The sequence below is a fragment of the Cellvibrio fibrivorans genome, from assembly GCF_031457055.1.
In the GTDB taxonomy this organism is placed as follows: domain Bacteria; phylum Pseudomonadota; class Gammaproteobacteria; order Pseudomonadales; family Cellvibrionaceae; genus Cellvibrio; species Cellvibrio fibrivorans.
In genome coordinates, this window is sequence record NZ_JAVDVX010000005.1 from 372,334 (window position 1) to 387,128 (window position 14,795).

The 14,795-nt window shown below is 50.3% G+C and carries 10 protein-coding genes and 1 tRNA gene; 7 read left to right on the top strand and 4 right to left on the bottom strand.

Annotation, left to right across the window (positions count from 1 at the left end; genetic code table 11):
• Window positions 1-24 precede the first annotated feature (24 nt).
• The 3 genes from J2X05_RS14905 to J2X05_RS14915 form a co-directional block, all read right to left on the bottom strand.
• Complete coding sequence (locus tag J2X05_RS14905) at window positions 25-3,297, bottom strand: efflux RND transporter permease subunit (RefSeq protein WP_310073793.1); 3,273 nt, start codon at window positions 3,295-3,297, stop codon at window positions 25-27.
• Between the two features lie 3 nt (window positions 3,298-3,300).
• A complete protein-coding gene (locus J2X05_RS14910) occupies window positions 3,301-4,365 on the bottom strand; it encodes an efflux RND transporter periplasmic adaptor subunit (RefSeq protein ID WP_310073795.1) in 1,065 nt (354 codons plus the stop codon).
• A 137-nt stretch (window positions 4,366-4,502) separates the two neighbouring features.
• Window positions 4,503-4,826 carry an ArsR/SmtB family transcription factor gene (locus tag J2X05_RS14915; RefSeq protein WP_310073798.1) on the bottom strand — a complete coding sequence of 108 codons (324 nt, stop codon included), beginning with the start codon at window positions 4,824-4,826 and terminating at the stop codon, window positions 4,503-4,505.
• Window positions 4,827-4,986: 160 nt separating this feature from the next.
• Between J2X05_RS14915 and J2X05_RS14920 the strand changes: the two genes are divergently transcribed.
• The 7 genes from J2X05_RS14920 (at window position 4,987) to J2X05_RS14950 (ending at window position 14,090) form a co-directional block, all read left to right on the top strand.
• A complete protein-coding gene (locus J2X05_RS14920) occupies window positions 4,987-6,279 on the top strand; it encodes an NAD(P)/FAD-dependent oxidoreductase (RefSeq protein ID WP_310073799.1) in 1,293 nt (430 codons plus the stop codon).
• 194 nt (window positions 6,280-6,473) lie between these two features.
• Window positions 6,474-7,748 carry an MHYT domain-containing protein gene (locus J2X05_RS14925; RefSeq protein ID WP_310073801.1) on the top strand — a complete coding sequence of 425 codons (1,275 nt, stop codon included), beginning with the start codon at window positions 6,474-6,476 and terminating at the stop codon, window positions 7,746-7,748.
• 553 nt (window positions 7,749-8,301) lie between these two features.
• On the top strand, window positions 8,302-11,151 hold the full coding sequence (locus J2X05_RS14930; RefSeq protein WP_310073803.1) for a di-heme oxidoredictase family protein: 2,850 nt from the start codon (window positions 8,302-8,304) through the stop codon (window positions 11,149-11,151).
• Window positions 11,152-11,343: 192 nt separating this feature from the next.
• Window positions 11,344-11,769: a VOC family protein gene (locus tag J2X05_RS14935; RefSeq protein WP_310073805.1), complete on the top strand. Its 426-nt coding sequence runs from the start codon at window positions 11,344-11,346 to the stop codon at window positions 11,767-11,769.
• A 97-nt stretch (window positions 11,770-11,866) separates the two neighbouring features.
• Window positions 11,867-12,292 (top strand): DUF1801 domain-containing protein, encoded by a 426-nt coding sequence (locus tag J2X05_RS14940; protein ID WP_310073807.1) that lies wholly within the window; start codon window positions 11,867-11,869, stop codon window positions 12,290-12,292.
• Window positions 12,293-12,387: 95 nt separating this feature from the next.
• Complete coding sequence (gltX, locus tag J2X05_RS14945) at window positions 12,388-13,902, top strand: glutamate--tRNA ligase (RefSeq protein ID WP_310073810.1); 1,515 nt, start codon at window positions 12,388-12,390, stop codon at window positions 13,900-13,902.
• Window positions 13,903-14,014: 112 nt separating this feature from the next.
• Window positions 14,015-14,090, top strand: a tRNA-Ala gene (locus J2X05_RS14950).
• Window positions 14,091-14,291: 201 nt separating this feature from the next.
• Here the strand turns inward: J2X05_RS14950 and J2X05_RS14955 are convergent.
• A complete protein-coding gene (locus J2X05_RS14955) occupies window positions 14,292-14,636 on the bottom strand; it encodes a hypothetical protein (protein WP_310073812.1) in 345 nt (114 codons plus the stop codon).
• Window positions 14,637-14,795 lie beyond the last annotated feature (159 nt).

Consider the following 14,795-nt stretch of genomic DNA (forward strand, 5'->3'; position numbering starts at 1 on the left):
GAATTCCTCGTATTGTCAGTGTTGTTAAGTGTGGTCACGTGCAACGCTGGTGTGGGTGGAGGGGTGCTGGCGATAGTGGTAAGCGTAGTAAACCACCGGGATCACCACCAATGTCAGCACGGTTGATACTAGAAGACCGAAGATCAGCGACACAGCCAAACCGCCAAAAATCGGGTCATCTACAATAAAGAAACCGCCCATCATGGCTGCCAGTGCGGTAAGGCTAATCGGCAGGGCGCGTACAGCGGCAGCGCTGATGGTCGCGTCCTCTAATGATTTACCGCTGCGTATTTCCTGTTGGATAAAATCCACCAATAAAATGGAGTTGCGCACGATAATCCCGGCCAGCGCAATCATGCCGATCATGCTGGGCGCGGTGAATTGTTGGCCGAGCAAAGCGTGACCGGGCATGATGCCGATAATCGTCAGCGGAATCGGCGCCATGATGATCAGCGGCACTGAGTAACTCTTGAACATACCCACCACCAATAAATAAATCATGATCAATCCGACGGAGTAGGCGATACCCATATCGCGAAAGGTATCCAGTGTCACTTGCAGCTCGCCGTCCCATTTCAGGCTCCAGTTGACCGGGTTTTCTGGCTGTGAATTTAAAAATTGGTCGATAACTTGCCCATCAATTGGCATCTCTTCGACGCGTTCATATATTGCCGCCAATCCATAGAGCGGGCTGTCGGTTTCACCTGCCACATCACCCAGTACATAAACCACTGGCAACAAATCTTTGTGGTGAATGGTTTGTTGGCGTTGGCTTTCGATAACCCGAGTGACTTCGCTAAGCGCGATTAAATTGCCATCGCGCGCGCGGATTTTTACTGCCAACACGCGCTCGAGGCTGTCCTTCTCTCCTGCGGGTAATTCGAGCCGAACGGGCAGGGCAACTTTTGCATTGGTAGTATGCAGATAAGAGGCATCTTCTCCCGCGAGTGCGGTGCTGATCGCGTTGGCGACGCTGGTTTGATCCACACCCAAACGCGCGGCGCGGGCGCGATCCACCGCGATTAACCAACGGGTTTGTGATGCTTCAATCGTATCGTCCACATCGACAACATCGGGCGTTGCTTCAAAGGCGGCGCGTACCTGTTTGGCGACATCGAGCTGGCGTTGATAATTCATCCCGTACACTTCCGCCACCAGTGGGGACAAAACCGGCGGGCCCGGTGGAACTTCCACGATTTTGACATTCGCGTTCATTGTCTTGCCGATATCCGCAATTAATTCACGCGCGGCGAGTGCGATCTCGTGGCTTTTGCGTTGGCGTAAATGTTTGTCCACCAGGTTGACTTGAATCTCACCCATGTGCGGCGCGCGGCGCAAATAATTTTGCCGCACCAAACCATTAAAATTAATTGGCGCTGAGGTGCCTGCATACAATTGGTAGTCAGTGACTTCAGGAATGGTTTCCAGTTTATCCGCGAGCGCTTGCAATACCTTTTGGGTATTTTCCAGCGGCGTGCCTTCGGGCATATCCACCACAAGCTGGAATTCGCTTTTGTTGTCAAAGGGCAACATTTTTAGCATCACGGCTTGCACGACTACTAAACCGATCGATGCGGCGATTAAACCGAGAATGCCACCAAGTAACCAAAGCCGTGTTTTTTTTCCGGCTTCGCGATTTAACAGCGGCGTCATAATGCGCGTAAAAAATGGCAGGAATTTATTGCCGTGGGATGTGTGTGCATTCGCACCGGAGTTAACACTGCCGTGATCAACATGCGCAAATAAACGGCGATATAACCAAGGCGTAAACATAAAGGCGACAGCAAGGGAAATTAGCATGCCGGTGGACGCATTAATCGGAATGGGCAACATATAAGGACCCATCAATCCCGTCACAAATGCCATAGGCAGCAGTGCGGCTATAACGGTGAAGGTTGCCAAAATAGTCGGGCCACCTACTTCATCAACTGCACGTGGTATTGCTTCATTCAGCGATAATTTTCCCTGACTCATGTGGCGATGAATATTTTCCACGACCACAATCGCGTCATCCACTAAAATGCCGATGGAAAAAATTAATGCAAAAAGCGAAACACGGTTGAGCGTAAAGCCCCAGGCCCATGAGGCAAATAGTGTGATCGCGAGTGTAACTATGACTGCTGCACCTACAACAGCAGCTTCGCGTTTGCCCAAGGTAATGAGCACAAGAATAATGACAGAGAGCGTTGCAAAAATTAATTTTTTTATCAGCGTTTGCGCTTTGTCTTCCGCCGTAGCGCCATAGTTGCGCGTTACATTCACATTGATTGCATCCGGCACACTCACACCGCGTAATTGTTCGACACGTTTAATCACTTGCTCGGCTACATCCACGGCATTTTCGCCCGGCTTTTTGGCGATGGATAAGGTAATGGCGGAATAACGACCGTTGGTTTTTCCATCTGTGTTGGGCGATGCAGAACCAAAGCCATGAGTGACATATTGTGTGGGTTGATCAGCACCTAAACTCACTTGTGCAACGTCGCGCAAAAATACGGGCGCGCCTTGGTAAACACCCACAACAAGATCTGCTACTTCTTCTGGAGTTAATAAAAAATCCCCGGCTTGCACCAGCATTTCGCGGTTATCGCTTACCAATGAACCTGCGGCTTGGGAGGTGTTGGCGGCGCCGAGTGCGTGGCGTAAATCATCCAGTGCCAAACCAAATGCGGCCATGCGTTCCGGATCAAATAATACCTGCACGACTTTATCGGAACCGCCGAGAATATCGATATCGCGCGTGCCAGGCACACGCTGCAATTGGGTTTGTAATTCGCGCGCAACACTCAATAAATCGTTATTAGTCGTTGCAACATCTTTGCTCCACAACGTTAGTGCGACTACGGGTACATCATCAATGCCTTTGGGTTTAATCAGTGGTTGGCCTGCACCCAGATTGCGCGGCAGCCAATCGCTGTTGGCATAAAACGCATTGTACAAACGCACTATTGCATCGGTGCGCGGTTCGCCCGCTTCAAAGCGCACGGTGAGTGTGGCCATGCCGAGTGATGAGGAGGAATAAATATGTTCGACGCCTTCAATCTCTGAAACGATTTGTTCGGCGGGATTGGTTACCAGTGCTTCCACTTCTTCCGGAGTGGCACCGGGGAAGGGAATAAACACATTGGCAAAAGTTACATTGATTTGTGGCTCTTCTTCGCGCGGTGTTACCAGCACGGCAAAGATGCCGAGCAATAAACCGGTGAGTGCCAATAGCGGAGTAATTTCCGTGGTTAAAAATGCCCGTGCGATACGTCCGGAAACACCGAGTGATTGCTGAGTGCTGTGCGGGTCCATAGCTTATTGCCCCGCTGTGTGCAGATTTTTATAAGCATTTGCAGCGGCGATAGGATCAGCGGCAATTTTTTCTCCAGCAAATGCACCGGCGAGGACAGGATAGTTTTTATTACTGGTAAGCGATCCCAGGTTGAGTTGACGAAATTCCAGCGCATCTTCTTTGATCACATAAGCTCCGCTCACTTCTCCGCGTTTGCTAATGGCGCTCGCCGGAACTAACAATTGTTCCTGCTCGCCAGTGACAAATCCAATTTTCACAAAGGTACCGGGGAATAGTTGATGATCGCCTTCAGGTAAATTCACCAACACTTTAAATGAGTGGGTTTGTGGATCAGCACTCGGAGGGATGCGCAAATCTCCGCTGTCCAGGATTTTGTCATCTGTCAAATAAATACGTGCTTTTTTATATTTACGGACGGGGCCTATATGTTGCTGGGGAATATCCACCTGCGCACGTAATTGCTCGAGCGATAAACCGGTCATCAGTGCTTTGCCAGGAGCCACAGTTTCGCCCACATTGACTGCACGGCTTACGACAATGCCAGCATAGGGTGCGTAAATGGCAGTATAAGCGAGGTTCTGCTCGGCTTCGCGCGAATTGGCTTCAGCGGATTTAAATGCGGCTTCGCTTTTATCAAAATCTGCTTTCGCGATTAATTTTTTCGCGAGCATTTCTTGCATGCGCGTGTATTGCGCTTGAGCTTCGATAAATTGCGCTCTGGCGCTTGCCGCACGTGCTTTTTGTTCGGTGTCGGTAAAACGAATAATTAAATCGCCTTTGGCAACATAATCGCCCACATCCACGGGGATCTCCAGAATACGACCAGAGGTCTGTGCCGACACAGTGGCTTGGTTAATCGCTTCAATCACACCATCGTATTTTATTTCCTGAGCAGTAGTTTGGGGTTGCAACTGAATGCTGGCGAGTTCCGGTATTTTTTTCGGCGCTACAATTGCAGGCGATTCTTTGCTGCAGGCGGATAAGAAGAGTGCGCTGCTCAATGAAATAACGAGTGCGATGATGGGTGTCAAATTTATGCGTGCGAGTTTCATTAGAGTGATTTTCATAAAGGCTCCTTAATAAATTCGCATAACTCTTTACCGCAAGCGCGATTTGCTGGCACGGCTACGTCCATCAGCTTTGTTGGCCATTAAATCAAACAGGTGAATTCGTTGACAGCTCATGCTGCTAGCTCGATAAGCAATTACTCCACTGGGCAGTAAATAGATTGCAGTACGGTTATGACCTTTGTGGCTTCATCACCTTCCAGGCTGTAAAAAACCGTCTGTGCTTCTTTGCGTGTGCTCACTAAGCCTGCCTCGCGCAAGCTGGCCAAATGTTGCGACAATGCAGATTGGCTCAGCGGTACCTTTTCATTTAGTTCACCTACGGACATCTCGCCTCCCATCAGGGTGCAGAGAATCATCAAACGGTTTTCATTTGCCAGTGCCTTGAGTAGTGCGGCGGCATTCTGTGCATGTTGTTGCATGTCATCCAGACCGGCGTCTCCGCTAACGATCATATTCATTTTGCGTCTACCTGTTGTGGGTTTGATTTCATTATATTAGATAAATTTAAATTAGCAATATCTAAATTAGTTGTCTATGATTTAACTTGGGGAGCAGATTCCTGCAATTGGCCCCATGCCGCGAGTATTGTCACGATCAACGATGCTGAGGAGGTGTGCTATGGCTCATGTCGTATTTGTTGGAGCAGGGTTGGGGGGGATGGCGGGTGCTTATGAAATGCACGATGCCCTGGGTAAACATCACCAAGTTACTGTGATTAACGAAAAGGAAAATTTTCAATTCGTCCCGTCAAACCCCTGGTTGGCGGTGGGATGGCGTGAAGCGGAACAAATCAGCTTCCCGATTCGCTCTTATCTTGAAAAGAAAAACATCACTTTTATCGCCCAGCGGGTGGATGAAATTAACCCGGTCGATAAATACCTCACCTTGAATGACGGAAAGCGCGTGGATTATGACTATCTCGTCATCGCCACGGGCCCCAAGTTAGCCTTTGATGAAGTGCCCGGCGCTGGCCCTCATGGCGGTTTTACCCAATCGGTCTGCACCTTGCCCCACGCCGAACATTCCTATGACGATTATAAAAAGCTGGTTGAGAATCCCGGCCCTGTGGTTATTGGTGCTATGCCCGGCGCAAGTTGTTTTGGCCCGGCCTATGAATACGCCTTTATTTTGGATACTGCGCTCAGTCGGGCAGGCGTGCGCCACCGCGTACCTATTACTTTTGTTACCAGTGAGCCGTACATTGGCCATTTGGGTCTGGGTGGTGTGGGCGACTCAAAAGGCATGATGGAATCGGAGCTGCGCAAACGCGCGATTAGCTGGATTACCAACGCGAAAACCACGCGCGTCGAAGCAGGGAAAATATTTATCGATGAAATAAATACTCAAGGGCAGGTGACTAAGCAGCACGAATTACCCTTTGTGCATTCCATGATGCTGCCCGCATTTAAAGGAGTGGATGCGGTAGCGAAAGTGGAGGGTTTGTGCAATCCGCGCGGTTTTGTGTTGATCGATAAACACCAGCGCAGCACCAAATATCCCAGTATTTTCGCGGCGGGTGTGTGTGTAGCAATTCCGCCGATTGAACAAACACCTGTACCAACAGGCGCGCCTAAAACCGGCTATATGATCGAATCCATGATGACCGCGTTGGTACACAATATTGCCGCGGAAATTAATGGTGAAGTTGCTGATTTTGAAGGTAGCTGGAGCGCATTTTGTCTGGCGGATATGGGTGACACCGGCGCTGCGTTTATCGCCGTACCGCAAATGCCGCCGCGCAATATCATGTGGTACAAGCAGGGTAAGTGGGCTCATCTCGGGAAAATCGCGTTCGAGAAATATTTCATCGCCAAAATGAAAACCGGCGTGTCCGAGCCCTTTTATGAAAAATGGTTGTTGGATGCAATTGGTCTGCGCCGGCTTGATAAAAAAATGCATCACTTCCACTGAGTGAAAAACTTTGCGCAGCATTTTGTCGCGCAAGATTTTATTGCAAAACGTCACAATGGTGCCGATGTTCGGTGTGAGTTACGGCTTTAAGCCAGGTAGCTTGAGGTAAGGAAGAGTAAAGCCGAAAAAGAGTCTTGATCCGGGAATTGGTATGGCGCGTAAAGCAACTGTCAATTTCTCGAAAGGTGGCTCTAATGGAAGGTTCTTACAACTGGATGCTGGTTTTTGCATCTTATTGCGTGGCGGTGATCGCATCTTACACGGCAATTTATTTTGGTACCCGGGTATTCGATTTAAGCGGCCGGTCGCGCCGATTCTGGCTGGCAGCCGGAGCGCTCAGCCTTGGCAGCGGAATCTGGTCGATGCACTTTGTGGGGATGAGCGCCTACACCATGCCCATGCATATGCACATGAGCTTCAATGCAACTATGACTCTGCTCTCGTGGGTGCCTGCTGTGTTGGCATCGGCTTTGGCTCTATACGTGATTACTCTGCCGAAAGTGTCGGTGAAAACTATCGCGTCGAGTGCATTCATTATGGGAGCAGGGATTTTCGCGATGCACTACGGCGGTATGTATGCGATGCAAATGCATCCCGGTATTGAATACGACACGCTGCTGGTGATTCTTTCTGGCGTGATAGCGGTAGTTGCATCCGGTGCTGCGCTGGTGATTTGCCGCAAGGTGCGCGATGTCCCGCCCCAATATGCACTGGCCTTTAAAGTATTGGCGGCGTTGGTGATGGGCGCGGCTATCTGCGGCATGCACTATACCGGAATGGCGGCAGCCAGTTATCCGATGGGCGCGCAGAGCCACCCTGAAAATTTATTGCGCGGTGATTGGATGGGTATTCCTACAGCGATTGCTGCCAGCATTTTATTGCTGCTCGCCCTGTATTCCGCCTATACCGATTTTCGTGCAATGGAGCGCGCGCGTCAGGCAGAAAAAAATAAAAACGAATCGGCCCGGCAGGCGGCGTTTTACGATTCACTCACAGGCCTTGCGAATCGCAGCTTGCTGGAGGCGCGGGTGCTCGAAAAACTCACAGTGACTGATGCCAATAAAATCCCCGCTGCATTTATGCTTGGCTATTTTGAGTTGAGCGATTACCGCGATCTAAGCCAGCGTCACGGCGAAGCGTTTGCGCAGGCATTGATCAATTATTTTGTGGCTGAGTTGCAATCCCGGTTGGCGACTGCCGAGTTGATTGCACGTTACAGCAGCAACAGTTTTATGGTGATTATTCCCTCAAATGATCCGGTAATGTTGCAAGCATTGGTGCAAAAAATGGCCAGTGCGTTTAAAAGCTCGGTGGCGATCAGTGGCAAACTCACGTTATGTAAATGGAGTTTTGGCTTCAGTGAATACCCCAAGTCAGGCACTAACAGCCGCAACCTGATTCGCGCAGCACAGCGCGTTCGCTATACCTCGGGCGAGGAGCATCAAGAGGCTGCTTTGGAAGTGGTGTGATTTGGTCGGGTTCCTCACTGTTGTTTACTGTCAGAACGCCGGAGCGAACACTCTGGCGTTTTTTTATGCAGGATTTGTATGAGTATTTGTTTAGCAGTTTGTCCGAACTCCGCTAATTACGTCCCACCTACCTGTTTTATTTAGTGGCACAAGGCTCACAGCATGTTTCATTCTGAAATGGAGTGTGAATAAAGTCGCGTTTCGCTTGCTAAATTTGTTTCTTATAAACCCAAATTTACCCACGGGTTCGCATTTGTGATGCTCACTTAACGCCGGGTCCATAGTGGGACGACAGATTTTTCTCCGGCACTTAGAATCGCATTCGAGCTACTACATAAGCACTACTGAACCCGGTCTGTGGTGTTGCCAGAACAGTTGTGTTTATGAAACTCATCGCAGCAGTGAAGCTGAATCTAACGATTAAGGATGCAATTAATCAACCGTTGGTTCCCATTGCCGTTGTTATAAGGGCAGTTGTTAGTTGGGTAAATCAACCTCTCGCACAACTCACTATTTCAAAAAACAATAATTTCAACAACAGAGGCAAGATCACATGCGAATCATTCAATTCGGACGCCGTGTACTCGGGCGCCGTGCATTCGGCCGCCGCGCCGTTTGCGCATTACTCACGCTCGTTAGTAGCAGCCTGTATGTGCAAACGACTAGCGCACAAGTTATCAACATCAACGCCGTTTCTGCCACCGGCAGTACCAATCTACAACCCGCGAATTTGGCGAATGACAACAACGGCAGCACCCGTTGGGAATCCAATCATGGTGTTTCACCCAGCTCACTGACGCTCGATTTAGGCCAGCCTTATGCGCTCAATCAAGTGGTGATTTTGTGGGAAGCCGCAAACGCCGCGAGTTATGAAATTCTCGGCTCCAACAATAATTCCAGTTGGACACAACTCAGCCTGCGCACTGGCGGCACTTTTGGCAACCGCACCGATACGGTCGGCTTGAGCGGCACTTATCGCTATGTGCGCATGAACGCATTGACGCGCAGTGCAGGCAACAACTGGGGCTACTCGATTTTTGAGATGGATGTGTTCGGCGCTCTGCCCGCGGCCTCATCTGTTGCTGCATCCAGTGTGGCGGCCGGTAATTGCAATCTCGGCTGCGTTACCACGCTCAACAGCACGACCTTGCGCGCGACTGTAACTCAAGCCGACATCGCCGATATCCATTACCGCATCAACAACGGCGCGCAACAAAATGTGCGCATGAATGTAGCGGGTGGTGTGTGGACTTATGACATTCCTAATTTAAATTCGAGCAGTGTGGTGAGTATTAATTTCACTATCATCCGTTCAGGATTGGGGCAGGATACACCCTGGCAAAACTATTCCGTTAGCACACCGGCATCCAGTGTAGCGCCAGTGAGTTCATCGCGTTCAAGCACACCGCTGTCGAGTTCTTCTCGCAGCTCGGTGGCGCCATCGAGCGTGCCAGCCAGTTCATCGCGCAGTTCAACACCTACATCAGTTGCACCATCCAGTTCTTCTGCGGCGAGCCTCGGTAATATTGTTCCCTTATATAACGCATCAACGGCGCTTGAAGGTGCGATTCAATTTGATCGCGGTGATGCATTAGTAACACGCATTGCTGACCGAGGTCGTGACCGTCATGCAAAAGAAGATCAATTCCAGGCTTATGATCACTTCCTGAGTTTTTATTGGGAGCACCGCACTGCTGAAATTGAAATTGTGGATTACGTTGCCAAAGGCGGCAACACTGTGCGCATGAACGTGAAAACACAATTTAAATTGAACGATACCGAAGCAGAAAACCGCTGGTTCTATCGCGGTGTAGGCACTGTGGCTGAGTATTACGATAACGGCACCATGAACGTGATCGACAATCTCAACTACTACAAAGAGCGCAGCTTCAATGCGCGCGAAGGCCGCAATATCCGTATCGGCGATAAGCTGGAATTTGAATTGAGCCAATTCCTCGATCACACAGTTCCACACGGTCGCTCGGCCTACTACGGCACTACCTATCTTTATATCGTCGGTAAAGGTCTTGTGCCTTGGGATGTTACTGGCAGTTTCGGCACTCTTGGTGGTAGAAAAGATTCGATAGAAATCCCTGAGAAAGCCTGGTTGGGTGGCAAAACAACACTTCCATACAACCATTCAAATGAGCCGGATAACCATTTCATCCAAATGGCGACCAACCTGGCATCGCAAAATGGCCAGCCGTTTGTATTGGGACGCCGCGTGCATCACGCCTCATTTATTGATGGTTCACACGATGAACACGTTGTAGATAACGGCATCTTCCCCGATACCGTCGGCAAAGCAGGCCCGCATTATGTACATGATCGCTGCGCCGGATGCCACGTGCGCAACGGCCGCGCTGCACCAGCACCGGTTGGTCAACCGCTGGAAAAATGGGTATTTAAAGTGGCCGATATCAATAGCAATCCGCATCCGAACCTGGGCCGTGCGTTGCAACCTAAATCAGCAGGCGGTGTTGCGAGTGAAGGGCAGGCGTCTATCGCTTTCTGGACGGAAACGAATGGCCTGCGCAAACCCAACTATCAATTCAGCGGCGTAACGCCAGCGCGTTTCTCTGCGCGTGTTGCACCACAACTTGTTGGCATGGGTTTGTTGGAAGCGATTCCGGAAGCAACGATTTTGGCAAAAGAAGATATCAACGATGCTAATGGCGATGGCATTTCCGGCCGCGCCAATCGTGTTGTTGATCCATCTGGCCAAACCCGTTTGGGCCGCTTTGGGTACAAAGCCGGTACTACCAGCGTTAAGCATCAAGTGGCGGCGGCGTTCAATTCCGATATGGGTGTAATGACCAGTGTGCTGCCTAATCCTGATTGCGGTTCAGCACAAAACGACTGCGGTGCGAGTGGTTCGGAGTTGTCGGATACACATCTGAACAATCTGGTGAAATATATTTCAACTCTCGGTGTGCGCCCGCAACGCAACTTGAACGATGCAGCAGTACAACGTGGTGAAACACAATTTGCATCAATTGGTTGTGTGGGTTGCCATACGCCCTCCGTAGTGACCAGTCAATTCCATCCATTGGGTGAATTGCGCAGCCAAACCATCAAGCCTTACACCGATATGTTGCTGCACGATATGGGCCCAGACCTGGCCGACAATTTGGGTGAAGGTCAAGCGAGCGGTGCTGAATGGCGTACTGCGCCTCTGTGGGGTATTGGTTTGTCTGCTTGCGTAACGGGCGGTGTAACGAATGCCGGTCAGGGTGCACAAGTGTGTACGCCAGTGCATAGCTACTTGCACGATGGCCGCGCGCGCACCATTGAAGAGGCAATCCTCTGGCACGGCGGTGAAGGTCAAGCATCTAAAAATGCCTACCAGGCTTTGTCTGCCAGCCAAAAACAAGATGTATTGCGTTTCCTTGAGTCACTGTAATGAGAAATCGCTCTAATAGTTAATTCTCTCTAGCGGCTAGTAGTACTAGTTAGCTAGCGTTCTCCTTGCCCCGGTTAATTACCGGGGCTTTTTTTTGGATTTTTTTCGCGTGTGAATTTCTCCTGACGATTTCTGGCGCACAGCTTCTTTACTCTATAGTGGTAAGTTGTTTTTCACTGAATCACGGAGAGAATGATGAGCACACAAAACCCCAGCATTATTTCGCATGTATCAATTGGCACAAATGATTATGAAAAAGCACGCGCTTTTTATAATGTTGTGCTCGCAACTTTGGATATCAACATCATCATGGAGCACCCAGGCGCAATTGCGTACGGACGCATGTACCCCGAATTTTGGGTGTGCACACCACATGATGGCCAACCTGCAACACTCGGCAATGGATTTCATATGGGTTTTATTGCACTAACCAAAGACCAGGTGCACGCGTTTTACGATGCAGCCATCGCCGCTGGTGCAATCTGCGACGGCCCACCTGGCCCGCGTCCATTGTATAGTGATGCCTATTACGGCTGCTTTGTGCGCGATCTTGATGGTCACAAAATAGAAGCAGCGTTTTGGGATGAAGAGCTCGCCGCAAAACTTCAAGACCATTAATTTTTCACGGTTGTTTTTTTAGCAGTCCGCAATATATATCGGCACATATAATTCGTCGCCTGCTGATATTTATTGCGCTCAGCAGGAGCGTATTGTTATGCAAGCGATCCATAATCCCGCCGTTGCTGATGTCTTTAAAAAATATCCCCCCGAGATGCGCAAAAAATTATTATTCCTGCGCACATTAATTTTTGAAACTGCTGCTGAATTGGATGTGGGCGAAATAGAAGAAAGTTTGAAGTGGGGCGAGCCGAGTTACATTGCCAAACAGGGCAGCACCATCCGCATGGATTGGAAACCGCGCGCGCCCGAACACTACGCACTTTATTTCAATTGCAAAACCACACTCGTCGAAACCTTTGAAGCACTTTATGGCAATTTATTTTGCTATGAAGGGAATAGGGCGATCATTTTTACCCGCCTCGAGCTTATCCCCGTTAAGCAACTAAAACACTGCATTGCTTTGGCGTTGCAGTACCATCGCCTCAAACATTTGCCCTTGCTGGGTACGCGCGCCCTCTAATTGCCAAATCCCAGTTTCTCCCGCCGGGCGATTCAAGCGTATAATGCGCGCCTTTTCCTATTTCCAACTTATCGATTCGCACAAAAGGCCGTTTCATGTCTGAAGTTCGCACCCGCATTGCCCCATCGCCCACTGGCGACCCCCACGTAGGCACCGCCTATATCGCCCTGTTCAACCTGTGTTTTGCCCGTCAGCACGGTGGCAAATTCCTGTTGCGCATTGAAGATACCGACCAAACCCGCAGCACCCCTGAATCCGAGCAAGCGATTCTGGACAGCCTGCGCTGGTTGGGTTTGGAGTGGGACGAAGGCCCGGATGTGGGCGGCCCGCACGGCCCTTATCGCCAAAGCGAGCGGATGGATATCTACGGCAAATACGCGTTTGAACTGGTCGAGAAAGGCCATGCCTTTTATTGCTTCGCCACCGCTGAAGAGCTGGACGAAATGCGCCGCGAGCAACAAGCGCGCGGTGAAACGCCTAAATACGACGGTCGCGGTTTGAAATTATCGCCCGCCGAAGTGCAAGCCAAGTTGGATGCAGGCGAGCCTTACGTGATCCGCATGAAAATCCCGGAAGAGGGCGTGTGCGAAATCGACGATATGCTGCGCGGCAAGATCGAGATCGAATGGTCGCAAGTGGATATGCAAGTGCTGCTCAAAGGCGACGGCATGCCCACCTATCACCTCGCCAACGTGGTGGACGATCACCTGATGCAAATCACCCACGTGATTCGCGGCGAAGAGTGGATCAACTCTGCGCCCAAGCACCTGAAACTCTACGAATACTTCGGCTGGCAAGCGCCCGTGCTGTGCCACTTGCCGCTGCTGCGCAACCCGGATAAATCCAAACTCAGCAAACGCAAAAACCCCACGAGCATCCTGTATTACAAGCGCATGGGTTATTTGCCGGAAGCCATGCTCAACTACCTCGGCCGCATGGGCTGGTCAATGCCGGACGAACGCGAGAAATTCACCCTCGCCGAAATGCAGGAACACTTTGATCTGCTGCGCGTGTCATTAGGCGGCCCGATTTTCGACGTGGAAAAACTCAACTGGCTCAGCAGCCTGTGGATTCGCGAGAACTTCACCGTCGAGCAACTCGCCGAGCGTTTGCACGGTTGGGCACTCAACAAAGAAACGCTGCTGCAAGCACTGCCACACGCCCAATCGCGCATGACCACCCTGAGCGATTTCGCTCCACTGGCCGGCTTCCTCGTCAGCGGCATGATGCCAGTGAACGAAGCGAGTTTTGCCGGTAACAAGCTGGATGTGGAGAAACAAAAAGAGTACCTGCAATTTGCTCTCTGGCGTTTGGAAGCCTTGCGCACCTGGGAGCGCGACAACCTGTTTGCCGAGCTCAAACTGCTCGCAGACCAAATGGGCATCAAAATCAAAGACGCCCTCGCTCCGGTCTTCGTCGCCATTGCTGGCACCACCGCCAGCTTCTCGGTAGTGGACTCCATGCAAATCATCGGCCCCGACCTGAGCCGCGCCCGCATCCGCCATGCGATCAACGCCTTGGGTGGTTTTGGCAAAAACAAACAAAAGGATCTGGAAAAGATCTTTGATAAGTTGGGTGTTGCCGCAGAAGAGCCAGCCGCCAACAGTTAACCGCTTGATTTATCGATAAAAAACCGGAGTACAAGCCCAAAACTTTTGCTTGACACTCCGGAGGCACCTGCATAAAATGCGCGCCACTCAGAGACAGGATGTCGAAGATTCTGGGGCTATAGCTCAGCTGGGAGAGCGCAACACTGGCAGTGTTGAGGTCAGCGGTTCGATCCCGCTTAGCTCCACCAAATTAAAAACCCGCTTATCGCAAGATAAGCGGGTTTTTTGTTTTCTATATTGGATCTCACCCTAAGTCTCTCTAAAAATATTAACCAATTCGTGCAGTATCAAAAAAATACAGCAAGGGCAGTAGGTTAGGTGTTGGTGTTTACCAAGCATTCAATAGGTGCACTGCATTATTGCAAATAGTCAGTTGACGTAGATACCAATTAAGAGGCAGCCAAAAAAGCTGCCTCACTTTTATCTGCCTGTCTGTCAACAATCCCCTTAACCCGAAATAACAAATCCCCCAGTCCCGCAATTGCCTGTGCAGGCAATTCCACCTCTTGAGCAATTTTCTCGCAAAGTGATTGCAGTAAAACAATCTGCTCTTGCAGTTGAGTGGTTTGCTCTGCCTGAATTTGTTTTTGAATGTCGTAGCCGATGCTTTCAAGATATTCGCCGTCTGGCGAATGGATTTCTATGCAACTTTGTTGGTAGTAATTGTATTGGAAAGGATCGAGCTTGATCACGCATTGGGATGTAGCTGGCGCTAGGCGGTTAATATTATCCATAACACAACCCCACAGTGTGTGGTCTCAATACCGGCCCAAACCAACCGGCCCACCTGAAGGTGACCCCTCCAAGGTGGCCCCGCCAAGCCGCCATAACATGGGAGTACTCGCGGGAGGCACAGAGCTGCAAAACAAGAGCTATAAGCTTATTGTAGTGAC